This window comes from Pseudomonas sp. P1.8, assembly GCF_001269805.1.
Classification (GTDB): domain Bacteria; phylum Pseudomonadota; class Gammaproteobacteria; order Pseudomonadales; family Pseudomonadaceae; genus Aquipseudomonas.
Genome location: NZ_LHVM01000004.1, coordinates 137,904 through 163,563, shown reverse-complemented (window position 1 = coordinate 163,563; position 25,660 = coordinate 137,904). Strand labels below are relative to the sequence as shown.

General features: G+C 59.1%; 18 protein-coding genes and 2 tRNA genes. 4 read left to right on the top strand and 16 right to left on the bottom strand.

The annotated features are described in order from the left end of the window. Window positions 1-42: 42 nt before the first annotated feature. The 9 genes from AD668_RS01705 to rnr form a co-directional block, all read right to left on the bottom strand. On the bottom strand, window positions 43-3,318 hold the full coding sequence (locus AD668_RS01705; protein WP_053153726.1) for a DUF2126 domain-containing protein: 3,276 nt from the start codon (window positions 3,316-3,318) through the stop codon (window positions 43-45). Between the two features lie 364 nt (window positions 3,319-3,682). Next, window positions 3,683-5,986, bottom strand: coding sequence for a YgiQ family radical SAM protein (locus AD668_RS01700; protein ID WP_053153723.1), 2,304 nt, complete (start codon window positions 5,984-5,986; stop codon window positions 3,683-3,685). A 190-nt stretch (window positions 5,987-6,176) separates the two neighbouring features. Then, entirely contained in the window at window positions 6,177-7,574 is a 1,398-nt protein-coding gene (gene dnaB, locus AD668_RS01695) for a replicative DNA helicase (protein ID WP_053153720.1), read from the bottom strand. 108 nt (window positions 7,575-7,682) lie between these two features. Then, window positions 7,683-8,129, bottom strand: coding sequence for a 50S ribosomal protein L9 (rplI, locus tag AD668_RS01690; protein WP_034149636.1), 447 nt, complete (start codon window positions 8,127-8,129; stop codon window positions 7,683-7,685). 19 nt (window positions 8,130-8,148) lie between these two features. Then, window positions 8,149-9,042 (bottom strand): hypothetical protein, encoded by an 894-nt coding sequence (locus AD668_RS01685; RefSeq protein ID WP_053153717.1) that lies wholly within the window; start codon window positions 9,040-9,042, stop codon window positions 8,149-8,151. Between the two features lie 36 nt (window positions 9,043-9,078). After that, complete coding sequence (gene rpsR, locus AD668_RS01680; protein WP_002551829.1) at window positions 9,079-9,309, bottom strand: 30S ribosomal protein S18; 231 nt, start codon at window positions 9,307-9,309, stop codon at window positions 9,079-9,081. A 28-nt stretch (window positions 9,310-9,337) separates the two neighbouring features. Then, a complete protein-coding gene (rpsF, locus tag AD668_RS01675) occupies window positions 9,338-9,760 on the bottom strand; it encodes a 30S ribosomal protein S6 (protein WP_003217491.1) in 423 nt (140 codons plus the stop codon). 303 nt (window positions 9,761-10,063) lie between these two features. Beyond that, entirely contained in the window at window positions 10,064-10,831 is a 768-nt protein-coding gene (rlmB, locus tag AD668_RS01670; protein ID WP_053153714.1) for a 23S rRNA (guanosine(2251)-2'-O)-methyltransferase RlmB, read from the bottom strand. Beyond that, a complete protein-coding gene (gene rnr, locus AD668_RS01665; protein WP_053153711.1) occupies window positions 10,828-13,455 on the bottom strand; it encodes a ribonuclease R in 2,628 nt (875 codons plus the stop codon). Before rnr ends, rlmB begins: the two co-directional genes overlap by 4 nt. A gap of 224 nt (window positions 13,456-13,679) precedes the next feature. Here rnr and AD668_RS01660 point away from each other — a divergent pair. From AD668_RS01660 to AD668_RS01645, 4 genes are all read left to right on the top strand, one after another. After that, a tRNA-Leu gene (locus AD668_RS01660) sits at window positions 13,680-13,766 on the top strand. A 168-nt stretch (window positions 13,767-13,934) separates the two neighbouring features. Continuing rightward, a tRNA-Leu gene (locus tag AD668_RS01655) sits at window positions 13,935-14,021 on the top strand. A 265-nt stretch (window positions 14,022-14,286) separates the two neighbouring features. Beyond that, window positions 14,287-15,297: an extracellular solute-binding protein gene (locus tag AD668_RS01650; RefSeq protein WP_053153707.1), complete on the top strand. Its 1,011-nt coding sequence runs from the start codon at window positions 14,287-14,289 to the stop codon at window positions 15,295-15,297. After that, entirely contained in the window at window positions 15,297-16,853 is a 1,557-nt protein-coding gene (locus AD668_RS01645) for an iron ABC transporter permease (protein ID WP_053153704.1), read from the top strand. The genes AD668_RS01650 and AD668_RS01645 overlap by 1 nt, the downstream gene beginning before the upstream one ends. Window positions 16,854-16,942: 89 nt before the next feature. Here AD668_RS01645 and AD668_RS01640 read toward each other — a convergent pair whose 3' ends face one another. The 7 genes from AD668_RS01640 to hfq all read right to left on the bottom strand — a co-directional run bounded on the left by AD668_RS01640 (window position 16,943) and on the right by hfq (window position 25,586). Continuing rightward, window positions 16,943-18,877, bottom strand: a complete 1,935-nt coding sequence (locus AD668_RS01640; protein ID WP_053153701.1) for a methyl-accepting chemotaxis protein — start codon at window positions 18,875-18,877, stop codon at window positions 16,943-16,945. A 150-nt stretch (window positions 18,878-19,027) separates the two neighbouring features. Next, complete coding sequence (locus tag AD668_RS01635; protein WP_053153698.1) at window positions 19,028-20,317, bottom strand: adenylosuccinate synthase; 1,290 nt, start codon at window positions 20,315-20,317, stop codon at window positions 19,028-19,030. Window positions 20,318-20,371: 54 nt separating this feature from the next. After that, the gene (locus AD668_RS01630; protein ID WP_053153695.1) at window positions 20,372-21,559 is read right to left on the bottom strand and encodes an ATP phosphoribosyltransferase regulatory subunit; all 1,188 of its coding nucleotides are present in this window, start codon (window positions 21,557-21,559) and stop codon (window positions 20,372-20,374) included. A gap of 311 nt (window positions 21,560-21,870) precedes the next feature. After that, window positions 21,871-22,740: a protease modulator HflC gene (hflC, locus tag AD668_RS01625; protein ID WP_053153692.1), complete on the bottom strand. Its 870-nt coding sequence runs from the start codon at window positions 22,738-22,740 to the stop codon at window positions 21,871-21,873. Beyond that, window positions 22,740-23,915 carry an FtsH protease activity modulator HflK gene (gene hflK / locus AD668_RS01620; RefSeq protein ID WP_053153689.1) on the bottom strand — a complete coding sequence of 392 codons (1,176 nt, stop codon included), beginning with the start codon at window positions 23,913-23,915 and terminating at the stop codon, window positions 22,740-22,742. Before hflK ends, hflC begins: the two co-directional genes overlap by 1 nt. 96 nt (window positions 23,916-24,011) lie before the next feature. Further along, window positions 24,012-25,313, bottom strand: a complete 1,302-nt coding sequence (gene hflX, locus AD668_RS01615; RefSeq protein WP_053153686.1) for a ribosome rescue GTPase HflX — start codon at window positions 25,311-25,313, stop codon at window positions 24,012-24,014. A 12-nt stretch (window positions 25,314-25,325) separates the two neighbouring features. Then, window positions 25,326-25,586, bottom strand: coding sequence for an RNA chaperone Hfq (gene hfq / locus AD668_RS01610; RefSeq protein ID WP_007902656.1), 261 nt, complete (start codon window positions 25,584-25,586; stop codon window positions 25,326-25,328). Between the last annotated feature and the right edge of the window lie 74 nt (window positions 25,587-25,660).

The window sequence follows — 25,660 nt, the reverse complement described above, 5'->3', positions numbered from 1 at the left end:
GTGACGCCCGGATATACGAAAAATCCGAGCGTCGCGTACGGTTTAGAAACGTCGTAAATCGAGAGTCATCGGCAGCTCGTCGTTGATTTCCAGATTGGGGATAGGAAGTTTCCCAGGCGTGTGTCCGATACGGAAAAAACGCGCCATGCGCCGGCTCTCGGCCTCGTTGGCATTGACCGGCAGGCTGTCGTAATTGCGTCCCCCGGGATGGGCGACGTGATACTGGCAACCGCCCAGCGACCGTCCCATCCAGGTATCGAGCAAGTCGAATACCAAGGGCGCATGCACCGCAATAGTCGGTTGCAGACAGTTCGCCGGTTGCCAGGCGCGAAATCTCACGCCCGCGACGAATTCACCTACACGTCCGGTGGGTTGCAAGGGCACGGGAATGCCGTTGCAGGTCAACAGATAACGCTGGGGTGGCAGACCGGTGAGCTTGACCTGTAAACGTTCAAGCGAAGAATCCACGTAACGCACCGTGCCACCGACCGCGCCTTCCTCGCCCAACACATGCCACGGTTCCAGTGCCTGGCGCAGCTCCAGTGCGATGCCACTGACGGCGTAGTCGCCGACCTTGGGAAAGCGAAACTCAAGGTGCGCGGCGAACCACTCGGCCCGCACAGGATACCCGGCGGCGTTGAGATCGACGATAACGTCGGCGAAATCCTGTTCGATAAAGTGCGGCAACAGGAAACGATCGTGCAGTTCGGTGCCCCAGCGCGCCAGTTTTGGCGGCGCATAGGGTTCACGCCAGAATCGTGCGACCAGTGCCCGCAGCAAAAGCTGCTGAGCGAGGCTCATGCGTGCATGGGGAGGCATTTCAAAAGCGCGCAATTCCAACAGGCCGAGACGGCCGGTGGCGCCGTCCGGCGAGTAGAGTTTGTCGATGCAAAACTCGGCTCGGTGGGTGTTGCCGGTGACATCGATCAGCAGGTTGCGCAGCAATCGGTCCACCAACCATGGAGGACATTCCTCACCGGGTTCGGGCATCTGCGCAAAGGCGATTTCCAGCTCATATAAGGCGTCGTTGCGCGCTTCATCGACACGCGGCGCCTGGGATGTCGGGCCGATGAACAATCCGGAAAACAGGTAGGACAATGACGGGTGGTTATGCCAATAACTGATCAGGCTGCGCAGCAGATCCGGGCGACGCAGAAACGGTGAGTCAGCCGGTGTCGCGCCCCCCAGTACGAAATGATTACCTCCGCCGGTTCCGGTGTGCCGGCCGTCGATCATGAATTTCTCGGTGGTCAGGCGGGTCTGCCGCGCTTCTTCATAGAGAAATTCGGTGCGCTCCACCAACTCATCCCACGACGCGGATGGTTGTACGTTGACCTCGATCACACCGGGGTCCGGCGTGATGCGCAAGTTACTCAATCGCGGATCGCTCGGCGGCTCGTAACCTTCAAGCAACACCGGGCAACGCAGTTCTTCAGCGGTGGCCTCGATGGCGGCGACGAGCTCGAGATAATCCTCGGCGCGTTCCAGCGGCGGCATGAACAGGTACAACCGCCCTTCCCGAGCTTCGGCACACAGCGCGGTGCGGGTCAGCCAGTCTGCCGACTCATCGATCTTTGGCGCTCGATCTTCAGTTTCAGCAGCCGCACCCTGGCTTTGAAGTTGCGCCGTATCCGGCAGCGGCGGGAAATCCTGATTCGGATCCTGCGGATGAATGAACGGATACTCTGCCGCTTTCACCCATGGCTGCGAACCCAGCGGCAAACGATAGCCCAACGCAGAATCCCCGGGCACCAATCGGCAATGCTCGTCACGCAGGTACCAGCGACCGCTCTGCCATTGATCACCCTTGGCGGTACGCGCCAGCGGCAGGACCTGGCCGATGACCTTGTCCAGGCCCTGGCTAAAGACTTTACGCAGCCGCGCACGCTCCAGCGGCTCTTCCAGCCGAGAGTCTTCGGCGCTGACGTTCTGCGGTAACGTCCCTTCGCGCCAGAGGTAGTAGAAATTGTCTTCGTAGGCCGGAAATACAAAGCGCGTCGGAATTTTCAGTCGTTCGGCAACGCTCGCCAGAAAACGCCCGGCCAGCACCCCATCGGCGCCGTAATCTTCCTGTTCATCGGCGACCAACGCATTGTTTTGCCAGATTGGCACGCCATCACGGCGCCAATAGCAGTTGAGAGACCAGCGTGGCAATTGCTCGCCCGGATACCATTTGCCCTGACCGAAATGCACCAGGCCCTGCGGTGCATAACGCTTGCGCATGCGCTGGAACAGTTCGGCGGACAGCTGCCGCTTGTTCGGCCCCAGTGCCGCTGTATTCCACTCGGCACCATCCGGGTCGTCGATGGACACGAAGGTCGGTTCGCCGCCCATGGTCAAGCGCACATCGCCTTCCAGCAGGTCGGCATCGATCTGCCGACCCAGGGCCTGGATCGCCAGCCATTGGTCGTCGGTGTAGGGCTTGGTAACCCGCGGCGCCTCCCAAATCCGCTCCACGGACATTTCGTGGCTGAATTCACACTCACTAGGTTCCACCAGGCCACTGATCGGTGCCGCTGACGACGGATCGGGACTACAGGCCAACGGAATATGTCCTTCGCCGGCAAACAGCCCGGAAGTCGCATCCAGGCCGATCCAGCCGGCGCCGGGCAAATACACTTCGCACCAGGCGTGCAGGTCGGTGAAGTCCACTTCAGTGCCGGACGGGCCGTCGATACTTTTGACATCAGCGGTCAACTGGATCAGGTAACCGGAGACGAAACGTGCCGCCAATCCCAGATTGCGCAGCAACTGAACCAGCAACCAGGCGGAATCGCGACAGGAACCGGACGCCTGCACGAGGGTGTGTTCAGGCGTTTGTACGCCCGGTTCCATGCGGATCAGGTAATCAATGTCATCGCTCAGGCGCTGATTGAGCGCGACGAGGAAATCAACGGCCGGCAGAGGGGTGCGATCAATGCCATCCAGATAGGCCTTGAACGTCGGCGTCAGCGGCAAGGTTTCCAGATACGGGGCCAGCTCTTTGCGCTCATCGGCGGCATAAGCAAAGGGGATTTTCTCTGCATAAGGTTCGAGGAAGAAATCGAACGGGTTGAAGATCGCCATTTCGGCCAGCAGATCGACCTCGATGCGCAGCTCCTCGGTTTTCTCCGGGAAGACCAGCCTCGCCAGGTAATTGCCCTGCGGATCTTGTTGCCAGTTGATGAAGTGCTGTTCGGGCGAGACCTTCAGCGCATAAGACAGAATCCGCGTGCGGCTGTGAGCGGCGGGACGCAGACGAACGATCTGCGGGCCGAGCTCGACAGCGCGGTCATAGCGGTAATGCGTGACGTGGTGCAATGCGACATGAATCGACACGGCGTGCCTCCTGCGAGCCCTAAGCGTATTCGAAAGCGCGCAAGACTTATGCCACCCAGCAGCGCTGGCGCTTTCTCCGGTTACTGGAGGCAGTACAGCACCAAAATCGGGCGATGCGAGGAAATGGATTGAGGTAGTTGCGCCTTAATGTGGCGAGCAGTTGCTGAAAGGTTGAATGAACCGGCCTCATCGCGGGCAAGCCAGCTCCCCCCGGTTTATCTGCCGTTCACAAAACTGTGGCGATTGAAGCTCCTTGTGGGAGCTGGCTTGCCAGCGATGAGGCCTATGGCTTCAACACCTTTCTTATGCCAGAAATGCAAAACGCCAACCCGAAGGTTGGCGTTCTTTTCAGCTCAAGTGCGGATTAGCGCGGAACGACCGGTTTGCGGGTCGGCTTGGGGCCTTTGCCCTTGGCGGCGTCCTTGCGCTCTTTGGCTGCCTGCTGGTTGCGGGCAAACGCCGCCGCCTTGGCCTGTTCGCGCTTGTCCCACGGGTTGCCGCCATCGCTGGCACGCGGCGGAAGGCCGGTGTGCTGGGTCAGGATCTTGGTGGTCTTTTCCCCTGCAACCTTGTGGCTGCCGGCCGGCGTCGAATTCTTGCGACGGGCGCTCTGGTAGCTGTCAGTTGACGGCTGATGCAAAGGAATCAACTGGTTCTTGCCCGGCCCGATCAGGTCCGCGCGGCCCATGCGTGTCAGTGCCTCACGCAGCATCGGCCAGCCTTTAGGGTCGTGATAACGCAAGAACGCCTTGTGCAGACGACGCTGCTCTTCGCTCTTGACGATAGTCACCGCGTCACTCTTGTAAGTGACCTTGCGCAGCGGGTTCTTGCCCGAGTGGTACATCGCAGTGGCGGTGGCCATCGGCGACGGGTAGAACGCCTGCACCTGGTCGGCACGGAAGCCGTTGCCCTTGAGCCACAGCGCCAGGTTCATCATGTCCTCATCGGTGGTGCCCGGGTGGGCGGCGATGAAGTACGGAATCAGGTACTGCTCCTTGCCCGCTTCCTTGGAGTACTTCTCGAACATGCGCTTGAACTTGTCATAGCTGCCGATGCCCGGTTTCATCATCTGGTTGAGCGGACCTTCCTCGGTGTGTTCCGGGGCGATCTTCAGGTAACCACCGACGTGGTGAGTCACCAGCTCTTTAACGTATTCCGGCGACTCGACCGCGAGGTCGTAACGCAAGCCGGATGCGATCAGAATCTTTTTCACGCCCGGCAACTCACGGGCGCTGCGGTACAGCTGAATCAGCGCCGAGTGGTCGGTATTCAGATTCGGGCAGATGCCAGGGAACACGCAGGATGGCTTGCGGCACGCGGATTCGATTTCCGGGCTCTTGCAGGCGATGCGGTACATGTTCGCGGTCGGGCCGCCGAGGTCGGAGATGACGCCGGTGAAGCCCGGGACCTTGTCACGAATTTCTTCAATTTCGCGAATGATCGACTCGTGCGAACGGTTCTGGATGATCCGGCCTTCATGCTCGGTGATCGAGCAGAAGGTGCAGCCGCCAAAGCAGCCACGCATGATGTTCACCGAGAAACGGATCATGTCGTAGGCCGGGATTTTTTCCTTGCCGTACGCCGGGTGCGGAATGCGCGCATAAGGCATGCCGAACACGTAGTCCATTTCTTCGGTGGTCATCGGAATCGGCGGCGGGTTGAACCAGACGTCGACTTCGCCGTGCTTCTGTACCAGCGCGCGGGCATTGCCCGGGTTGGTTTCCAGGTGCAGTACCCGGTTGGCGTGGGCATACAGCACCGCATCGCCACGGACTTTCTCAACCGACGGCAAACGGATCACAGTCTTGTCACGGGTCATGCGTGGGCTGGCCAGAATCTGTACGACCTTGGCTTCCTGCGGATCTTCGACCGGACCCTTTTCCTGCTCGATGGCACAGGCCTGGGTGTCCTGGGTGTTCACGTACGGGTTGATGATCTTGTCGATCTTGCCCGGACGGTCGATGCGCGTGGAATCGACTTCGTACCAGTCTTTCGGCGTGTCGCGACGAATGAACGCGGTGCCGCGCACATCGGTGATGTCTTCGATCTTGTGACCGTAGGACAGACGCTGGGCGACTTCGACGATCGCACGTTCGGCGTTGCCGTAGAGCAGGATGTCGGCGCAGGCGTCGATCAGGATCGAGTTGCGAACCCTGTCTTGCCAGTAATCGTAGTGGGCGATGCGACGCAGGGAAGCTTCGATGCCACCGAGTACGATCGGCACGTTCTTGTAGGCTTCCTTGCAGCGCTGGCTGTAAACCAGGCTCGCGCGGTCCGGACGTTTGCCCGCCATGCCGCCGGGAGTGTAGGCGTCATCGGAGCGGATTTTTTTGTCGGCAGTGTAGCGGTTGATCATCGAATCCATGTTGCCGGCCGCGACGCCGAAGAACAGGTTCGGCTCGCCGAGCTTCATGAAGTCGTCTTTGGACTGCCAGTTCGGCTGGGCAATGATCCCGACGCGGAAGCCCTGGGACTCCAGCAGCCGGCCGATGATCGCCATGCCGAACGACGGGTGGTCGACGTACGCATCACCGGTGACAATGATGATGTCGCAGGAATCCCAGCCGAGCTGATCCATCTCCTCCCTGCTCATGGGCAGGAACGGCGCTGGCCCGAAACATTCGGCCCAGTACTTGGGATAGTCAAATAACGGCTTGGCTGCTTGCATGTCGATAACCGGTGTTGGCTTTCATTGAATTTCGCGGGCGCGGAATATAGCACATTTTTTGACCAATTCCGACGGCTATGGTCGGAAATTGCGTCGCCCCTATCGCGAGCAAGCTTGCTGCTACAGGTACGACGCCCCCCCTGTAGGAGATGGCTTGCCGGCGATGGGGCCTTTCAGGACACTAAATACCTTACTCGTCATCATCGAAGTTATAGCTACCCGGCGCCAGGTTCTCGAATCGGGTGTACTTGCCGATAAAGGCCAGACGAATAAAACCGATCGGCCCGTTCCGCTGCTTGCCGATGATGATCTCGGCAATGCCTTTGTGCTCGGTCTCCGGGTGATACACCTCGTCACGATAAACGAACATGATCACGTCGGCGTCCTGCTCGATCGCCCCGGATTCCCGGAGGTCGGAGTTGATCGGCCTTTTGTTCGGTCGCTGCTCGAGGGAACGGTTGAGCTGGGACAGCGCCACCACCGGGCAGTTGAACTCCTTGGCCAAGGCTTTCAAGGAGCGCGAGATTTCAGAAATCTCGTTGGTTCGGTTGTCGCCGCCGGAACCTGGAATCTGCATCAACTGAAGGTAGTCGATCATGATCAGGCCGATCTCACCGTGCTCACGCGCCAGACGCCGGGTACGCGCACGCATTTCCGACGGACTGATACCGGCGGTGTCGTCGATGAACAGCTTGCGGTCGTTGAGCAGGTTCACCGCCGATGTCAGGCGCGGCCAGTCGTCATCTTCCAACTGACCGGAACGCACCTTGGTCTGGTCGATCCGACCGAGGGACGACAACATACGCATGACCAGCGATTCGCCTGGCATCTCGAGGGAATACACCAGAACAGCCTTGTCGCTGCGCAGTACGGCGTTTTCCACCAGGTTCATCGCGAAGGTGGTTTTACCCATCGACGGACGACCGGCGACGATGATCAAGTCAGCCGGCTGCAGGCCGCTGGTCTTTTCATCAAGATCGGTGTAGCCAGTGGACAGGCCGGTAATGGCGTTGTCGGTGTTGAACAGCGTGTCGATGCGATCAATGGCCTTGGTCAGCAAATCGTTCACACCCACCGGGCCACCGGTTTTCGGCCGGGCCTCGGCAATCGCGAAGATCTGGCGTTCCGCTTCGTCGAGGATCTCCTCGGCAGTGCGACCTTCCGGGTTGAAAGCGCTGTCGGCGATCTCGGTGCTGATGCCGATCAGCTGGCGCAACGTCGCGCGTTGACGGACGATCTGCGCATAAGCCTTGATGTTGGCGACGGACGGTGTGTTTTTCGCCAGCTCGCCAAGATAACCGAGGCCACCGACCTGCGACGTCTGACCTTCCTTGTCCAGTTGCTCGGCAAGGGTCACGACGTCAATCGGGGAGTTCTGATCGGCCAGTTTGGCGATCGCACGGAAGATCAGGCGGTGGTCATGTCGATAGAAATCGCCGTCGGAGACTTGATCGAGCACACGCTCCCAGGCGTTGTTGTCCAGCATCAGACCACCGAGTACAGCCTGTTCGGCTTCGATGGAATGCGGCGGCACTTTCAGCGCGGCGGTTTGCAGATCGTATTGCTCAGGAGCGGAGATTTCGTTCATGGCCACTTGAAATTGGAGGAATCAGAAAGACAAAGGGCACGACCTGTAAACAGGATCGTGCCCGATGTTACCGGCAAGCACCCGAGGGTGCCAGCCGACAAGTGCTGCTTAAGCTGCTACCACGACAACGCGTACGGTGGCTTCAACTTCGGCGTGCAGGTGCACGGCCACGTCGAATTCGCCTACGTTGCGGATGGTGCCGTTCGGCAGACGAACTTCGCTCTTCTGCACTTCAACGCCGGAGGCGGTCAGTGCGTCAGCGATGTCGTGAGTACCGATCGAACCGAACAGCTTGCCTTCGTCGCCAGCGGTGGCAGTGATAGTCACTTCCAGCTCGGCCAGTTGGGCAGCGCGGCTTTCAGCCGACGATTTACGATCTGCTGCTGCTTTTTCCAGCTCAGCACGACGCTCTTCGAACGCAGCCAGGTTGGCTGGGGTCGCAGCGGTAGCTTTGCCGTAAGGCAGCAGGTAGTTACGACCGTAACCAGCCTTAACGTTCACTTTGTCACCCAGGTTGCCCAGGTTGGTGACTTTTTCCAGAAGGATCAGTTGCATGTGAAAATCCTCTTAACTTTTAACCTTCACCGTTCGCGCTATCGGCATCTTTCGGTGCCGAACGACCGCGAAAATCAATCAGGCTGTCGACGATGGCCAGGACCACCAGCAACGGATAGATCAGCTGCATGAACAGCAACAGCGTGACGTACAACCCCACCAGCCAGAACCTGGCCAGTCGCTTTTGCGCCACCAGCCCGTGAATCAGGGCCAGCCCGGCAAACATCAGCGGTACACTGCACAACGGCGTCAACATGGCCATCTGCGAACCAAGATTGGGCCCCAGAAGCATGCACGCCAGCAGCAACATCGCCGGCAAAAGCGGGAATCGGATGGCGCGAAACTCGCGACCAAAACCACCCGGGTTGTACAACAACGCCTGCCAGTAGCGCCCGGCAAGCAGGCTCAGCACACTGACGATTTGCAACAAGGCCGCAATCAGGCCGGTCAGGACTGGTGCAATCAGGGACGCGAAACGCGCTTGCTCGTCTACCGACAACTTCTGGTAGACATCACCGAGTAGCGAAGGCATGACCTTGATCAAAGCCTGCGCCAGCATCTCGATCTGAGGACCAAAAGCCGTCCCCAGCACCACTGAAAACACCACTCCCATCGCTATGCTGACCAGCAGCACGCGGTTCCAGGACTCGCTTGCGCGCAAAACCAACGCAAGGCTCGCAGACCCCAGCAGCACCAGAAGTGCCCGTGGGTCGTCGGAGTAGAGCCACCAGGCCAAGGCCGGCAGCATTCCCAGAGCAAGAACGCCTATGGCGTCCTTCAATCCGCGCCGCAGGAGCACAAGGCATCCAGCGGCAGCACCCAACCAATACAACAACGGCAATGCCGCGCATCCAGCCACTACGAGAGTGGCCTGCATACGGCCGCGCATGATGAACTCAGCTATGGCACGCATGCATTCAATCCTTTGCTACGTGTCGACTGCCCGGTCTCAGCGGCCGTGGCTGTCGGTGTAGGCCAGCAGGGCCAGGAAGCGGGCGCGCTTGATAGCGGTGGCCAGCTGACGCTGATAACGAGCTTTGGTACCGGTGATGCGGCTTGGAACAATTTTGCCGGTCTCGGATACGTAAGCTTTCAGAGTGTTGAGATCTTTGTAATCGATCTCTTTCACGTCTTCAGCGGTGAAGCGGCAGAATTTACGACGACGGAAGAAACGTGCCATTTGATAGGCTCCTTAAAAGGTCCGTGGATTACTCGTCAGCGTTATCGCTGTTGTCGCTGTCATCACTATCAGCGCTTTCAGCGCCTTCGTGCTCAGGACGGTCGCGACGCTCACGGCGCTCACTGCGGTTTTCTTCAGCCTTGAGCATCTCGGATTGGCCGGTAACGGCTTCTTCGCGACGGATGACCAGGTTACGGATCACTGCATCGTTGTAGCGGAAGTTGTCTTCCAGCTCGGCCAGGGCCTTGCCAGTGCACTCAACGTTCAGCATCACGTAGTGAGCCTTGTGAACATTGTTGATTGCGTAGGCCAGTTGACGACGGCCCCAATCTTCCAGACGGTGGATTTTGCCGCCGTCTTCTTCGATCAGCTTGGTGTAACGCTCAACCATGCCGCCGACTTGCTCGCTTTGATCCGGGTGGACCAAAAAGATGATTTCGTAATGACGCATGAATGCTCCTTACGGGTTGTAGCCTGCCGCTCAAAAGCGGTCAGACAAGGAGTGAATGACACTTATGGACTTGCGGACGCTAGACACGTAGGTGCCTGCCATCACAGCAAGGGGCGCAATTGTAGAGAAGGGGCGAAGGAGGCGCAAGGTAATTGGTGATTATTTGAGCAGTCACCGAGACGACACAGCACTGTAGGAGCGAGCATGCTCGCGAAGGTCGTCAACGATCACGCGGGGAAACTGATTCTCCGCGGCGATCTTGAGTCCTTCGCGAGCCGTCTCGCTCCTACAGTGGGGCGTGGATCAGGACTTCTTGGCAGCCGTCTTGGCTTTGGCACTGCGCTGACGCTGCGCCTCGAACAGGCATACGCCCGTCGCCACGGAAACGTTGAGACTGCTGACGCTACCGGCCATCGGCAGGTTCACCAGATAATCGCAATGCTCACGGGTCAGGCGACGCATGCCCTTGCCTTCGGCGCCCATGATCAGGATGGTCGGGCCAGTCAGGTCCTGGTCATAAATGCTGACCTCGGCCTCTCCCGCCGTACCCACTACCCACAAACCGCGCTGCTGGAGTTTTTCCAGAGTGCGCGCCAGGTTGGTGACCGCAACCAGCGGAATCACTTCCGCTGCACCGCAGGCGACTTTTCGTACAACCGGAGTCAGCGTCGCTGATTTGTCCTTCGGCACGATCACCGCCAACGCACCCGCCGCATCGGCAGAACGCAGGCAAGCGCCAAGGTTGTGCGGATCGGTCACGCCGTCGAGCACCAACAGCAGCGGCGCGCCATCGGTGCGATCCAGCAGCTCGTCGAGCATCGCCTCACCCCAGACCTGACTCGGACTGACGTCCGCAACCACGCCCTGATGCACACCTTCTACCCAGGCATCCATTTCGCGACGCTCAGCCTGGCCGACCTGAACACGATTTTCGTTGGCCAGTTCGATCAGGGTCTGAACCCGCGGATCACTGCGACCTTCGGCCAGCCAGATCTGCTTGACGCGTTTGGGGTGGTGACGCAGCAACGCTTCTACAGCATGTACTCCGTAGATCTTTTCCAACTGACTCATGACTTGGCCTTAGGTTTACGCGCCCCGCCGCTTTTGGCTGGGGCCGAGCCCGCTTTTGGCGGGCCTTTACGATGTTTGCTCGGTTTGGCTGGCTTGCCGCCGACAGCGTTGTCAGCCGCCGACCGACTGGTCTTTCCCCCAGACGCCGCTTTACCGCCGCTTTTCGCACCGGCGAGCAACGCCTGTTTCATTTCACGACTTTTGCGCACTTCGGCGTTTTTCGCCGCTGCATCGCTTGGACGATAGGCTTCGACAGCCTTTTCCTTGACAGGACGACGACCGGTTTTCGCCGGCGCCGGTTCTGCGGCGGACTTGGAAGCAGGTGCCGCGGTTTCGGCGCCACGCTTCTTGCGACCGATCGGTGCGTTGATGGTGTTTTCAGCCATCTCGAAGTCGATTTTGCGCTCGTCGAGATCGACGCGCATGACCCGCACTTCAACTGTATCGCCAAGGCGGAAGCTGCGACCGGTACGCTCACCGGCGAGGCGGTGGTGCACAGGGTCGAAGTGATAGTAATCACCCGGCAGCGCGGTGACGTGCACCAGGCCTTCGACGTAGATATCGGTCAACTCGACGAACAAGCCAAAACCGGTTACCGCCGTGATCACACCCGGGAACGACTCGCCCACACGATCCTTCATGAACTCGCACTTGAGCCAGTTCACAACGTCGCGGGTCGCCTCGTCGGCACGGCGCTCGCTCATCGAGCACTGCTCGCCGAGCTGCTCCAGGGCCGCTTCGTCGTACGGATAGATGCGCGCCTTCGGAATGGTCATCGCACCGGCACGGCGAACGTGCGGGGTGTTCTGCTTCGAGTGGATCACGCTGCGAATCGCCCGGTGCGTGAGCAAGTCAGGGTAGCGGCGGATCGGCGAAGTGAAGTGGGTGTACGCCTCGTAATTCAGGCCGAAGTGGCCCTGGTTGTCGGCGCTGTACACCGCCTGGCTCAACGAACGCAGCATAACCGTCTGGATCAGATGGAAATCCGGACGATCCTTGATGCCGGCCAACAGTGCCTGGTAATCCTTCGGCGACGGGCCGTCCTTGCCTTTATGCAGGGACAGGCCGAGCTCGCCGAGGAAGGCGCGCAGCTTTTCCAGACGCTCAGGTGGCGGACCATCGTGAACGCGGTACAACGCCGGAATTTCATGCTTTTTGAGGAATTCGGCGGTGGCCACGTTGGCCGCCAGCATGCATTCCTCGATCAGCTTGTGGGCATCGTTGCGCACGGTCGGGCGGATTTCGGCGATTTTGCGCTCGGTACCGAAGATGATCCGGGTTTCCTGAGTCTCGAAATCGATTGCACCACGCACGTGACGTGCGGCCAGCAACACCTTGTACAGCGAGTAGAGCTGCTTGAGGTGCGGCACCACGTCGGTGTACTCGCCACGCAGCTTGCGCGCCTCGGTGGCTTTCGGCGTTTCCAGCATGGCGCTGACCTTGTTGTAGGTCAGACGGGCATGCGAGTGAATAACCGCCTCATAGAAGCAGTAGTCAGTCATTTCGCCGGATTTGGAGATGGTCATCTCGCAAACCATGGCCAGACGGTCAACTTGCGGGTTCAGCGAGCACAGGCCGTTGGACAGCTGCTCAGGCAGCATCGGGATCACGCGCTCGGGGAAGTACACCGAGTTGCCGCGAACCTGGGCCTCGGCATCGAGTGCCGAACCTAGCTTCACATAGCTTGATACGTCGGCAATCGCCACGTACAACTTCCAGCCGCCGGAGAACAGGCGCAGCTTGCCCGGACGGGCTTCGCAATAGACCGCGTCATCGAAGTCGCGAGCATCTTCGCCGTCAATGGTGACGAACGGCAGATGGCGCAGGTCGATGCGCTTCTCTTTGTCTTTCTCTTCGACTTCCGGCTTGAGCTTGGCAGCCTCTTTGAGCACGGCATCAGGCCAGACGTGAGGAATGTCATAGGTACGCAGGGCGACATCGATTTCCATGCCCGGCGCCATGTAGTTACCCACGACTTCAACCACGTCGCCTTGCGGCTGGAAGCGTGGCGTCGGCCAGTGGGTGATCTTCACCTCGACGAACTGACCGATCTGCGCGTTGGCGTTACGACCCGGCGTCACCAGCACTTCCTGCTGGATCTTCGGATTGTCGGCAACGACAAAACCGATGCCGCCCTCTTCGAAGTAACGGCCGACGATGGTTTCGTGAGCGCGGGACACCACTTCGACGATCATGCCTTCGCGGCGACCGCGTCGGTCCAGGCCGGAAACGCGGGCCAGCGCACGGTCACCGTCGAATACCAGGCGCATTTGCGCCGGGCTCATGAACAGGTCGTCGCTGCCATCGTCCGGCACCAGGAAACCGAAACCGTCACGGTGACCGCTGATACGACCGAGGATCAGGTCGAGCTTGTCCACCGGCGCATAAGTGCCACGACGGGTGTAGATAAGTTGAGCATCGCGCTCCATGGCGCGCAGACGGCGGCGCAGGGCTTCGATCTGGTCTTCTGTGGTCAGACCAAACTCTTCGACCAGCTGCTCGCGGTTAGCAGGCGAACCCCGATCAGCAAGGTGCTGAAGGATCAGTTCGCGGCTAGGAATAGGGTTTTCATATTTTTCCGCTTCACGAGCGGCCTCGGGATCGAGGGACTGCCAATCGGCCATTAGAGAGTTTTCACCTTGTCTATATACGGGTTAGTTTGGCATAGGCGTAATGAAACGGGAAATTTCAGGCTAAGACGCCCCTTCTGAAGCCCATTATCGACACCGCAATGCTGGTTTGAAGACCGCTGGCGAAATTTTCCAGGTTTTTTTGATTCCGGGGGTTTACAGTTAAAAGGACCCTCCGTATAGTGCGCGCCATCGACGACGGAGACGTTGTTGATACTGCCCAGATGGTGAAATTGGTAGACACGCCAGCTTCAGGTGCTGGTGACCGCAAGGTCGTGGAAGTTCGAGTCTTCTTCTGGGCACCAATTTCGAGCTTGAGATTAGATCAATTTCAAGGCTCACACAAAAACCCGCGAAAGCGGGTTTTTTGCATTCTGAACCTTTGTTTTATTAATTTTAAAATCAGGGGTTTACAGATCAAAACACGCTCCGTATAGTGCGCCACATCAACAGCGGCAACGCTGAAGATGATTGCCCAGATGGTGAAATTGGTAGACACGCCAGCTTCAGGTGCTGGTGACCGCAAGGTCGTGGAAGTTCGAGTCTTCTTCTGGGCACCAATTCAAATCCAAGGTTACGACCCTGGATTTCACAAAAACCCGCGAAAGCGGGTTTTTGCGTTTCTGGCCCCCCCCTGCTAGACCTGTAGGAGCTGCCGAGTGAAACGAGGCTGCGATCTTTTGACTTTTAAAATCAAAATCAAAAGATCGCAGCCTTCGGCAGCTCCTACGATGAGCCCGCCTCGCCTTGCAATGCGCATGTGAGAAACAATATCGTTTATCATTGTTACTAGTTTTTGCAATGTGACAGTGAGGAACCCTGCGAATGATGTTTCGAAATACCCTGCGCCGCGGCCTGATCACCACCCTCCTCGGCCTGGCACTCGCCACTCCCCTCACCCAAGCCGCCGACCCGGTCTCCCTGACGCTCTACAACGGCCAGCACAAAGAAGTCGGCGACGCGGTCGCCAAAGCCTTCGAAGCCAAGACCGGCATTCACGTCAATGTACGCAAAGGCAGCAGTAATCAGCTCGCCAGCCAGGTCGTAGAAGAAGGCGACCGCTCCCCCGCCGACGTGATCTACACCGAAGAATCGCCACCACTGAACAAACTCGGCGAGCAAGGCCTGCTAGCCAAGACTGACGAGTCCACCCTGGCTGTTCTGCCCAAGGAATACGTAGCCAACAACGGCACCTGGATTGGCGTCACCGCCCGGGTGCGGGTCGTCGCATTCAACCCCAAACTGATCGAGGAAAAAGACCTGCCGACATCGGTGATGGAGTTCTCCGATCCAAAATGGCAAGGCAAGGTCGGCTTTGTGCCCACCAGCGGCGCCTTCCAGGAACAAGCCGTAGCGATCATCAAGGTCCATGGCATGGATGCAGCCGAAGAATGGCTGACCGGCTTGCGCGCTTTCGGCAAGACTTACAGCAACAACATGGTCGCGCTCAAAGCCGTGGAAAATGGAGAAGTGGCCACCGTACTGGTGAACAACTACTACTGGTTCGCCTTGCAACGGGAAAAAGGCCAGCTCGACTCGAAGCTGCATTACTTCACCGGCGGCGACGTCGGCGGGCTGATCACCGTGTCCAGCGCTGCGGTCCTGAAATCCAGCAAACATCCACAAGAAGCCCAGCAATTGCTCGCCTACATGGCCAGCGAAGAAGGTCAGCGTGTGATCACCCAGACCACCGCCGAATACCCGCTGCACAAGGGTATGGAGTCGGATCGCGGGCTCAAGCCGTTCAGCGAACTGCAAGCCCCCAAAGTCACGCCCGCCGACCTCGGCAACGCTGAAGAAGCACTCGATCTGGAACGTGACGTTGGCCTGAACTGATGGGCACCTCACTGTCCGGGCATCACGCGTACGTGCCAAGGCGTAAACGGCCGTCCATCTGGCTGATACTGCCCGTACTGCTACTTGTCGTGCTCAGCCTGCTGCCCCTGCTCTATGTCGGCCTGAAAGCCTGGCAGGCGGGCTGGGCACAAGCGCTGCACTTGCTGTGGCGACCTTATGTATTCGGCCTGCTGCGCAACACACTCGCACTGATGATCGGCGTCACGCTCGCTTGCGGCGTAATCGGTTTGTCGCTGGCCTGGCTGCTGGAGCGTAGCAATTTGCCGGGCCGACGATTGTGGGGCGTGATCCTCTGCCTGCCGTTCGCCGTGCCGGCTTTTGTCAGCAGCTTCACCTGGGTTTCGCTAAGCGCTCATTTTGAGGGACTTGGCGGGGCCATCCTGGTGATGAGCCTCTCCAAATACCCGCTGATATTCCTGCCCGTGGCTGCAACGCTGCGTAACCTTGACCCGTCCCTGGAAGAATCCGCGCGCACGCTGGGACAGAATCGTTGGGGCGTGTTCTTCAAGGTCACCCTGCCCCTGCTCTGGCCTTCGCTGCTCGCCGGGTCATTGCTGATCGCTTTGCACATGCTGGTGGAGTTCGGCGCGCTGTCGATCATTGGCCTGCAAACCTTCACCACAGCGATCTATCAACAGTTCGAGCTGGAATTCAGCAACGCCAACGCCGCCATGCTATCAGCGGTACTGCTGGCGCTGTGCCTGATACTGCTATGGCTGGAGCTGCGCGTTCGCGGCAAGGGTCGACACGTGCGTACGGGGCAGGGCGCGGCGCGACAGGCAGAGCAAGTTCGCCTTGGACGATGGGCTTTGGCCGGACAGCTTTACTGCCTTTTGTTGGCGATTATCGGAAGCGGGATTCCCCTCGGCATGCTGGCGTACTGGCTGGCTGTGGGTTCGTCTGCGGCATTTCCGGTAGCTGCAATCGGTGAAGCACTGCTTTCATCCCTTGCACTGTCTCTTGGCGGCGCTGCGCTCTGCCTGGTATTGGCGGTACCGGTGGGCCTGCTGGTGGTTCGCTACAAAGGCCAATTGGCGATCTGGGCCGAGCGCCTGCCCTATCTGCTGCATGCGCTGCCCGGACTGGTGATTGCACTGACGCTGGTGTATTTCGCCCTGCACTATGTACCGGCGCTTTACCAGACATCGACGCTGCTGCTGATCGCTTATGCACTGCTATTTCTGCCGCTGGCGCAGGCGCCAATTCGCACCGCCCTGACCAAGGCCGCTCCGCAACTGGAAGAAGCGGCACGCACGCTGGGCGCTTCGTCGTTCAGCGCGTTTTGCCGGGTTACGCTGCCGATTATCTTCCCGGCACTGGGCGCGGCGTTTGCATTGGTGTTTCTGGATGCAATGAAGGAGCTGACGGCGACTTTGCTGCTGAGTCCGACAGGGCTGAATACGCTGGCAACGGAAGTGTGGGCGCATACCGCGAATGTGGAATTTGCGGCGGCGGCGCCTTATGCGGCGTTGTTGATTGTGGTGTCGGGGTTGCCGGTCTATCTGCTGACGACTCGGATGTATTTGAGTCGCTGACAAGCAAAAGATCGCAGCCTTCGGCAGCTCCTACAGGTGGCTTTACGCTTCTCTGCAGGAGCTGCCGAAGGCTGCGATCTTTTGATCTTTTACGCCCTGAACTGCCCCAGACTAGCCTTCAGCTGCGCCGCCAACCCATCCAGCACCTTGCCGCTGACCGTGGTTTCCACCACCGCCTGGGCGGCTTTCTCGGCCTGCGCATGAATGGTCTCGACCCGACCGCGCACAGCTTGCGCCCCTTTCGCCTGATGCTCGGCGGCCTGGGTCGCCAGACCAATCGCCGCATGCACCTGCTCGACCGACGCCTGTACCGATTGCTGCAACCGCGCACTGTCACGCAATACCAGCAATCCTTCACTGGCCTGGCGCCCAGCCTGACCAATCGCTGCCACCGCCTCCCGTGCCCCCTGCTGCAACGCCACGATGTGCGCCTGAATGTCGCCGGTGGAGCTTTGCGTCTTGCTCGCCAACGCCCGCACCTCATCCGCCACCACGGCGAATCCGCGCCCCGTCTCACCGGCACGCGCCGCTTCGATCGCCGCGTTCAGCGCCAACAGATTGGTCTGTTCGGCAATACCGTGTATCACCGTCAGTACCACCTCAATCTGTTCACTCTGCTGTGCCAGGCGCTCGATGACTTGCGCTCCGGTATTGACCTGACCGGCCAACTCCCCGATCAGGTTGCCGACTTTCTCCGAAGTCCGGGTGTTTTCATCGGTGGCCTGTCGAATTTCGACAACCTGCTTCAACGCAGCCTGCATCGCATGACTTTCGGACTGGGCTTCGTCAGCCATTTGCGACAGAGCCCGCAGACTTGCAGCAACCTCATCACGCTGCATGCCTGCCGCCGCATCGGCACCGGCATTGCGCAAGGTCATGGCACCAATTTCTACACCGGTACGCTGAGCCACATCACCCGCCTCGCGCACGATTGGCTGCAACTTATCCACAAAGCGATTGACCGCCGAAGCCATGTCGCCGATTTCGTCTTTGCTGTTGATCTGTACGCGCTTGGTCAGATCACCCTCACCCGCCGCCAGATCATCCATGGCCACAATCAGCATTTTCAGACGATTGACCACTCGACGACCGAGCACTACCGCCAGCAACAACAACACGCCACAGCCGACCACCGCCAGACTCAAACCAATGCGCCAACGCAAGGTGGCCGCTGCCTCCTGCACCGTACTGGTGGTGTTGGCCTTCATTTCAGATGCCATGGCCTGAGCCGACTGCAGACGCGCACCCATGACCGCCGCACTGTCCGCCGCCGCGCCCTTCAAGCTGTCGCCCACGAGCTGGTCGCTGCTGGCGATCAATGCGGAGAAACGCTTGTCCAGAGCCGCCAGATCGGTTTCCACCGAGGCCGTCGATACACCCATCAAGACCTTGCCGATTTCCACGCCATTGGGGTTGATCGAGGCTTCGATATAGAAGACCGACGGATCGTGCTTCGCCGCATCCAGCACCTTGTCCAGCGCACGCTCACCCCGACCCTTCTCCAAAAGGGCTTTGTTGATCGGGTTTTCCCGATTGAGATAGCGAGTCAGATGCTGGCCGGTGGCGTCGTCGTAGACCACGAACAGCACGTTGGGGTTGCGCTGGGCGCGACGGGCGAATTCGGACAGAGTCGGGACGTCGTTGTCCCACATGGCGCGCGGTGCAACCGAGGCCAGAAGCTGCGCCATGTCGTTGGCGGAATCCTTCAGGTCCTTTTCCAGCGTTGAGCGCAACTGCGCCTGCTCATCCTTCAGCCGAGAGGACAAACCAGCCGTCAGTCGCTGACGCGTACTGGTGGAGAGGCTGTCGAGGCTCGACGTGACTTCGCGCCCCGCCTGCTCAAGCTCACCAGAGAGTTTTTGGCTGTCCGCACCCAGGCGCGTGCCCAGATCAGCTTCAAGCGCCGTCACCGTGCTCCGGGTCAGCGCAACAGCGACCAGCACCTGCACCAAAAGGGCGATACCAAGCGTAACGAACACGGGCCGCAACAAACGGCTCTGTAACAATGAGAGAACAGCCGACACTTGATATCCCTCTGCAAAAGCGCCATTAAATTGATGGCACGCCAAAAGTGACGTTTTAAGCAAAGCTGATAGCAAAGGTCATGCCGTCCAGCAGACATAAACGACAAAGGCCCCTATCAAGGGGCCTTTGTTTTTTACATCAACAGCTTATCAAGCGAACGGATGACGCAGAACGATGGTTTCGTTGCGGTCCGGGCCCGTCGAAATAATGTCGATCGGCGCACCGATCAGCTCTTCAACGCGCTTGATATACGCACGGGCGTTGGCCGGCAGCTCTTCCAGGGTCTTGGCACCCACGGTCGACTCGGTCCAGCCCGGCACTTCTTCGTACACAGGCTGCAGGCCCACGTAGCTGTCAGCGTCAGTCGGGGCAACGGCATTGCCTTCTGCATCTTTGTAGCCGACGCAGATGTTGATGGTTTCCAGGCCGTCGAGCACGTCCAGCTTGGTCAGGCAGATACCCGAGATGCTGTTCACATCGATAGCGCGACGCAGGATGACGGCGTCGAACCAGCCACAACGACGGGCACGGCCAGTAGTCGCGCCGAACTCGTGACCTTGTTTGGCCAGGTGTGCACCGACTTCGTCGAACAGCTCAGTCGGGAATGGACCCGAACCTACACGAGTGGTGTAAGCCTTGGTGATGCCCAGGATGTAGTCCAGGAACATAGGACCAACACCCGAACCGGTAGCAACGCCGCCAGCGGTGGTGTTGGAGCTGGTCACGTACGGGTAGGTACCGTGGTCGATGTCCAGCAACGAACCCTGGGCGCCTTCGAACATGATGTCTTTGCCAGCGCGACGCAGGTCGTGCAGCTCGGCAGTCACGTCCAGCATCAGCGGCTTGAGCAGCTCAGCGTATTCTTTGCATTCGGCCAGGGTCTTGTCGAATTCGATGGCTGGCTCTTTGTAGTAACCCACCAGCATGAAGTTGTGGTAATCCACCAGTTCACGCAGTTTGTCTTCAAAGCGCGGCATGTTGAGCAGGTCGCCCACACGCAGGCCACGACGAGCGACCTTGTCTTCGTACGCCGGGCCGATGCCGCGACCGGTGGTACCGATCTTCAGCTCGCCACGGGCCTTTTCACGGGCCTGGTCCAGCGCGACGTGGAAGGACAGGATCAGCGGGCAGGACGGGCTGATGCGCAGGCGCTCGCGCACCGGCACACCTTTTTCTTCCAGCTTGATGATCTCGCGCAGCAGGGCGTCAGGTGCAACCACCACGCCGTTACCGATCAGGCACTGCACGCCTTCGCGCAGCACGCCCGACGGGATCAGGTGCAAGACGGTTTTTTCGCCGTCGATCACCAGCGTGTGACCAGCGTTGTGGCCACCCTGGTAGCGCACTACGGCGGCAGCATGTTCGGTCAGCAGATCAACGATCTTGCCTTTGCCCTCATCACCCCATTGGGTGCCCAGGACTACGACATTCTTACCCATAACACTTGTCCTCATTCGCGCAAACTTGGTGCCGGCGGCAGCCGGCAGGAAAACTCAAGAAGCCAGTGGCGATACTTGCCAAAGCCCGTTCTGCTGGATCAATTGCCGGTCGCAGTCCGCTTCACGGGCGGCGGCCAATGGTTGCCCAGGCAATGCCTGAACGACACGCTGACCCTCACTGCGCAACTGGCAAACCTGCTGCCAGAGTGCCGCATCCGTACTGTCAGGCATCCAGATACCGCCAGACGGTAGCTCGATCTCAGCACGCCCCAGGGTCACCAGGGTTTTCAAATCGGTGGAGAAGCCGGTAGCCGGACGAGCGCGACCGAAGTCGGCGCCGATATCGTCGTAACGACCGCCCTGGGCAATGGACTGGCCAACACCCGGTACAAACACCGCGAACACGACGCCGGTGTGGTAGTGATAGCCGCGCAACTCGCCCAGGTCGAAGTACAGCGGCAATTGCGGGAAACGCACGGACAAACGCTCGGCAATCGCCAGCAGATCGTCCAGCGCCGCCAGAACCGGGGCTGGGGCCTTGGCTAGACGCTCACGGGCAGCGCTCAATACTTCGCGGCCGCCACACAGGTCGACCAGGGCTCGCAGCATATCGGAAAGATCGGCAGGCAAGCCTTCGGTCAAGATAATGACCTCGTCGATGGCCTTACGTTGCAGCGCATCGAACAACTGCTGCTCGACTTCACCAGACAAACCGGCGGCGCGAGCCAGGCCACGGTAGATGCCAACATGACCGAGATCCATGTGCACATCCGGCACATCGGCCAGTTGCAGCATGGCCAGCATCAGGCTGATGACTTCCACGTCGCTGCTCGGACTGGCGTCGCCGTACAACTCGGCACCCAGTTGAATCGGGCTGCGCGAGGACGACAATGCGCGAGGCTGCGCGTGCAGCACGCTGCCGGCATAACACAGGCGGCTTGGACCTTCGCGACGCAGGGTGTGCGCGTCGATGCGCGCCACTTGCGGCGTGATGTCGGCACGGAAACCCATTTGCCGGCCCGATTGCGGATCGATGACCTTGAAGGTCCGCAGATCCAGGTCCTGACCCGCGCCGGTCAGCAGGGATTCCAGGTACTCGATATGGGGAGTCACGACAAACTCGTAACCCCAGCTCTGGAACAGATCCAACACCTGACGACGCGCGACTTCAATGCGCGCCGCTTCCGGTGGCAGTACTTCTTCGATGCCATCTGGCAGAAGCCAGCGGTCTACCGTTGCCATTACGCCTTCCCCTATATCCGGGCAGCCAGCCTGTCGGCGAGCCTTGAGTGAAGCAGAAAATGGTCAGCTCATATACAAACCACGCGCATGAGCGACGGAGCGAAAAGCCCTCTAACCGGCTTCGCCAACCACTTTCCTCGAAAAACTGTCAGGCCGTTCGGCCCGTCGGCTGCTCAAAAAACAGCAATCAAACATGCAGACGCAAAAAAGCCGGGAATTTCCCGGCTGCCGCATCATACACACGTTTTCCCAAAGGATCACCCCGCCAGAGGTTTTAGCCGCCCGGCGGGGTGATTCAGGTCAACGCCGTATCAAGGCTTGGCTTTTTCCAGGTAATGGAAGAAGTCACTACTTGGGTCGAGGACCATGACGTCGGATTTGTTCGCAAAGCTTTCACGGTACGCACGCAGGCTGCGGTAGAACGCGTAGAACTCCTGGTCTTGACCGTACGCCTTGGAGTAAATCGCTGCGGCCTGGGCATCACCGTCACCGCGAACCTCTTCAGACTCACGATAGGCTTCAGCCAGCAGTACGCGGCGCTGACGATCGGCGTCGGCACGGATGCCTTCGGCCAGCTCGTTACCCTTGGCGCGGTGCTCGCGAGCTTCACGCTCACGCTCGGTGCTCATACGTTCAAACACACTGCGGTTCACTTCTTTGGGCAGGTCGATGGTCTTGACCCGAACATCGACTACTTCGATACCCAGTTCTTTCTCGGCCATCTTGTTCAGCGATGCCGTGATATCCGCCATCAGCGCATCACGTTCACCCGACACCACTTCGTGCAAGGTACGCTTACCGAACTGGTCACGCAGGCCCGATTCCAGACGACGGGACAGACGTTCATCGGCAATCTGCTTGAGGCCGGAAGTTGCGGTGTAGAAACGCTCTGCGTCCTTCACACGCCACTTGGCGTAGGCATCGACCATTACAGCTTTCTTTTCCAGCGTCAGGAAGCGCTGCGTCGGTGCATCCAGCGTCATCAGGCGTGCGTCGAATTTACGCACCTGGTTAACGTAAGGCACTTTCACATGCAGGCCCGGCTGAACATCGGCCTGAACCACGCGACCAAACTGCAGCAACACCGCGCGCTCGGTCTGAGCCACGATGTAGAAGCAGTTCCAGGCAGCGATCGCCACGACGACGCCGACAATAAGGGCGATCAGCGATTTATTGCTCATCAGCGACTCTCCCTGGTACGTGCTTGCTGTTGCTGCAGATCAGCTGCGGCACGCGCATTCGCTTCATTGCTGGTGGCTGCCGCACTGTTCACCGGAGTGCTAGTGCTGCGGCCACTTTCGACCATTTTGTCCAGCGGCAGGTACAACAGGTTGCTCTGGCCATTTTTGTTGCCGGTCACGAGCACCTTGCTGGTGTTGCTGAAGACTTCCTGCATGGTGTCCAGGTACAGACGCTGGCGGGTGACTTCAGGTGCCTTGCGGTACTCGGCGACCAGTTTGGTGAAGCGATCAGCCTCACCCTTGGCACGCGAGACGGTTTCGTCACGGTAGCCGTTGGCGTCTTCGAGGATACGCTGAGCCTGACCACGAGCTTCCGGCACGACGCCGTTGGCATAGGTTTCAGCCTGGTTACGCGAACGCTGCTCGTCTTCACGGGCACGGATCACGTCATCGAAGGCTTCCTGGACTTCACGCGGTGCCGCTGCGCTCTGAACGTTGACCTGGGTAACGGTGATGCCGGTGCGATAGGTATCCATGAAGCGTTGCAGACGCTCCTTGATCTCGCTGGCCATCAATTCACGGCCTTCGGTCAGCACCTGGTCCATTGCGGTGGAACCCACCACGTGGCGCAAGGCACTGTCGGTCGCGTGCTGCAGGCTGATTTCTGGCTGATCGACGCTCAGCACGAAGTCCTGCAGGTTGCTGATCTTGTACTGCACGGTCAGCGGCACTTCGACGATGTTCTCGTCTTCAGTCAACATCTGGCCCTGCTTGGTGTACGCACGCTCACGCGTTACGTTTTCCATGTACTTTTTATCGATCGGCGGGAAATAGATGTTCAGACCCGGGCCAACCGTTTCGTAGTACTTGCCGAAGCGCAGCACCACGGCTTGCTCCTGCTCGTCGACGACGTAGACCGCGCTGTACAGCCATACGGCCGCCAGGACAACCAGGCCGATGCCGAGCAGGCCGCCAAAGCCGCCACTCTTGCCCGAACCACCGCCATCATCACCGCCACGTTTCTTACCACCACCGAACAACCCGTTCAGGCTTTCCTGCAGCTTTCGGAAGGCCTCGTCGAGATCCGGTGGTCCCTTGCGGTCGCCGTTATTACGACGTTTGCCACCCCAAGGGTCCTGATTATTCGAGTTGCCACCCGGCTCATTCCAAGCCATAGCGCTCTCCATCTGATAAAGCAAAGACGCACCCACGGCGCGCCGACCAATGCTACAGAATGCCTGTCACCACGGCACAACCGCTTTCTCAGGCTTTTATTGCAAAGTGTGTTGCTCGATGAATTCCATCGGCTGCAATCCTTCGCGGCTTACCAGTCGATTCAACTCGACCCGGGGCAAACGAACGGCCAGCAAACTGATGCCTTCTTCGTCGTGCTCTTCTTTCTGCACCGCACCGAGTTCGAAAAACTGCGCACGCAGTCGAGCGAATCGTTGCGGCAAACGCAAGGTACCGATAAACAAATCACTGCCAAGTAATTCAGCAATGGCTTGCTCAAGCAATTCCAGCCCCGAGCCATCACGCGCCGATAGCCAGACCCGCTGGGGCTTGCCGTTTTCGTCGCGCTGGATTTGTGGCTCAACGCCTTCAAGCAAATCGAGTTTGTTATAGACCTCGAGGATCGGCAAGTCCTGGGCACCAATCTCGCCCAGCACCACCATCACCTGCTCGATCTGCAACAGGCGATCCGGTTCGGCCGCATCGATCACGTGCAACAACAGGTCGGAATTGCTCGACTCTTCGAGGGTAGACCGAAATGCCTCGACCAGCTTGTGGGGCAAGTGACGAATGAAACCCACAGTGTCTGCCAGGACAATCGGCCCCAGGTCGTCCAGTTCCAGACGACGCAAGGTCGGATCCAGCGTGGCAAACAACTGATCAGCCGCGTACACGTCGGATTTCGTCACGTTGTTGAAGAGTGTGGATTTACCGGCGTTGGTGTACCCCACCAGGGACACGGTTGGAATATCCGCACGCGATCGGCCACGTCGCGACTGTTCGCGCTGGCTACGCACTTTTTCCAGCCGCCCCTTGATCTGTCGCAGGCGAACCCGCAGCAAACGGCGGTCGGTTTCCAGCTGGGTTTCACCCGGACCACGCATACCGATACCGCCACCCTGGCGCTCAAGGTGAGTCCAGCCACGAACCAGCCGGGTGCTCATGTGGTCGAGCTGGGCCAGTTCTACCTGGAGCTTGCCTTCATGGGTTCGGGCGCGCTGGGCGAAAATATCGAGAATCAGACCGGTACGGTCGATCACGCGACACTCGAAAACCCGCTCGAGGTTACGTTCCTGACTGGGCGTGAGGATGTGATTGAAAATCACCAGATCGGCTTCTTCGGCTTTGACGAGGTCGCGCAACTCCTCGACCTTGCCGCTGCCAATCAGGAATTTGGCGGTTGGCCGATGACGCGGCACGTTAAAAAACGCAACGGTCTCGGCGCCGGCCGAATTAGCCAATTCCTGAAACTCCTGCGGATCTTCGCGCGCCTCAGGGTCCTGTCCATCCAAGTGAACGAGAATTACTCGCTCACCACCACCGTGGCGCTCAAAGAACAAAGGAGACTCCTATCAGGCGTTACCTGGCTCAGCGTCACCCGCTTCGGATTCGGTTGCGCTAGGCAGACGAATTGGACGAACCGGCACCACTGTCGAGATAGCGTGTTTGTAAACCATTTGGCTGACGGTGTTTTTCAACAGGATAACGAACTGGTCGAAAGATTCGATCGTACCTTGCAGCTTGATACCGTTGACCAGGTAAATGGACACCCCAACTTTTTCTTTACGTAAAGTATTCAAGTAAGGGTCTTGTAGCGAATGCCCTTTTGACATGTGCCGCACTCCTTTAAGGATTCAATATAAAAAATAGATAATCAGATGGCTTCAGCCGCCCCACCCCCAAGGAT

What these genes read in the sequence shown, in the direction of transcription:
- AD668_RS01630 (WP_053153695.1), bottom strand. Translation starts at nt 21,559, where the DNA reads ATGGCAACGGTAGACCGCTGGCTTCTGCCAGATGGCATCGAAGAAGTA.
- AD668_RS01650 (WP_053153707.1), top strand. Translation starts at nt 14,287, where the DNA reads ATGATGTTTCGAAATACCCTGCGCCGCGGCCTGATCACCACCCTCCTC.
- AD668_RS01700 (WP_053153723.1), bottom strand. Translation starts at nt 5,986, where the DNA reads ATGCAAGCAGCCAAGCCGTTATTTGACTATCCCAAGTACTGGGCCGAA.
- hflC (WP_053153692.1), bottom strand. Translation starts at nt 22,740, where the DNA reads ATGAGCAATAAATCGCTGATCGCCCTTATTGTCGGCGTCGTCGTGGCG.
- AD668_RS01685 (WP_053153717.1), bottom strand. Translation starts at nt 9,042, where the DNA reads ATGCGTGCCATAGCTGAGTTCATCATGCGCGGCCGTATGCAGGCCACT.
- rpsF (WP_003217491.1), bottom strand. Translation starts at nt 9,760, where the DNA reads ATGCGTCATTACGAAATCATCTTTTTGGTCCACCCGGATCAAAGCGAG.
- hfq (WP_007902656.1), bottom strand. Translation starts at nt 25,586, where the DNA reads ATGTCAAAAGGGCATTCGCTACAAGACCCTTACTTGAATACTTTACGT.
- rpsR (WP_002551829.1), bottom strand. Translation starts at nt 9,309, where the DNA reads ATGGCACGTTTCTTCCGTCGTCGTAAATTCTGCCGCTTCACCGCTGAA.
- AD668_RS01645 (WP_053153704.1), top strand. Translation starts at nt 15,297, where the DNA reads ATGGGCACCTCACTGTCCGGGCATCACGCGTACGTGCCAAGGCGTAAA.
- dnaB (WP_053153720.1), bottom strand. Translation starts at nt 7,574, where the DNA reads ATGAACGAAATCTCCGCTCCTGAGCAATACGATCTGCAAACCGCCGCG.
- rnr (WP_053153711.1), bottom strand. Translation starts at nt 13,455, where the DNA reads ATGGCCGATTGGCAGTCCCTCGATCCCGAGGCCGCTCGTGAAGCGGAA.
- rlmB (WP_053153714.1), bottom strand. Translation starts at nt 10,831, where the DNA reads ATGAGTCAGTTGGAAAAGATCTACGGAGTACATGCTGTAGAAGCGTTG.
- AD668_RS01635 (WP_053153698.1), bottom strand. Translation starts at nt 20,317, where the DNA reads ATGGGTAAGAATGTCGTAGTCCTGGGCACCCAATGGGGTGATGAGGGC.
- rplI (WP_034149636.1), bottom strand. Translation starts at nt 8,129, where the DNA reads ATGCAACTGATCCTTCTGGAAAAAGTCACCAACCTGGGCAACCTGGGT.
- hflK (WP_053153689.1), bottom strand. Translation starts at nt 23,915, where the DNA reads ATGGCTTGGAATGAGCCGGGTGGCAACTCGAATAATCAGGACCCTTGG.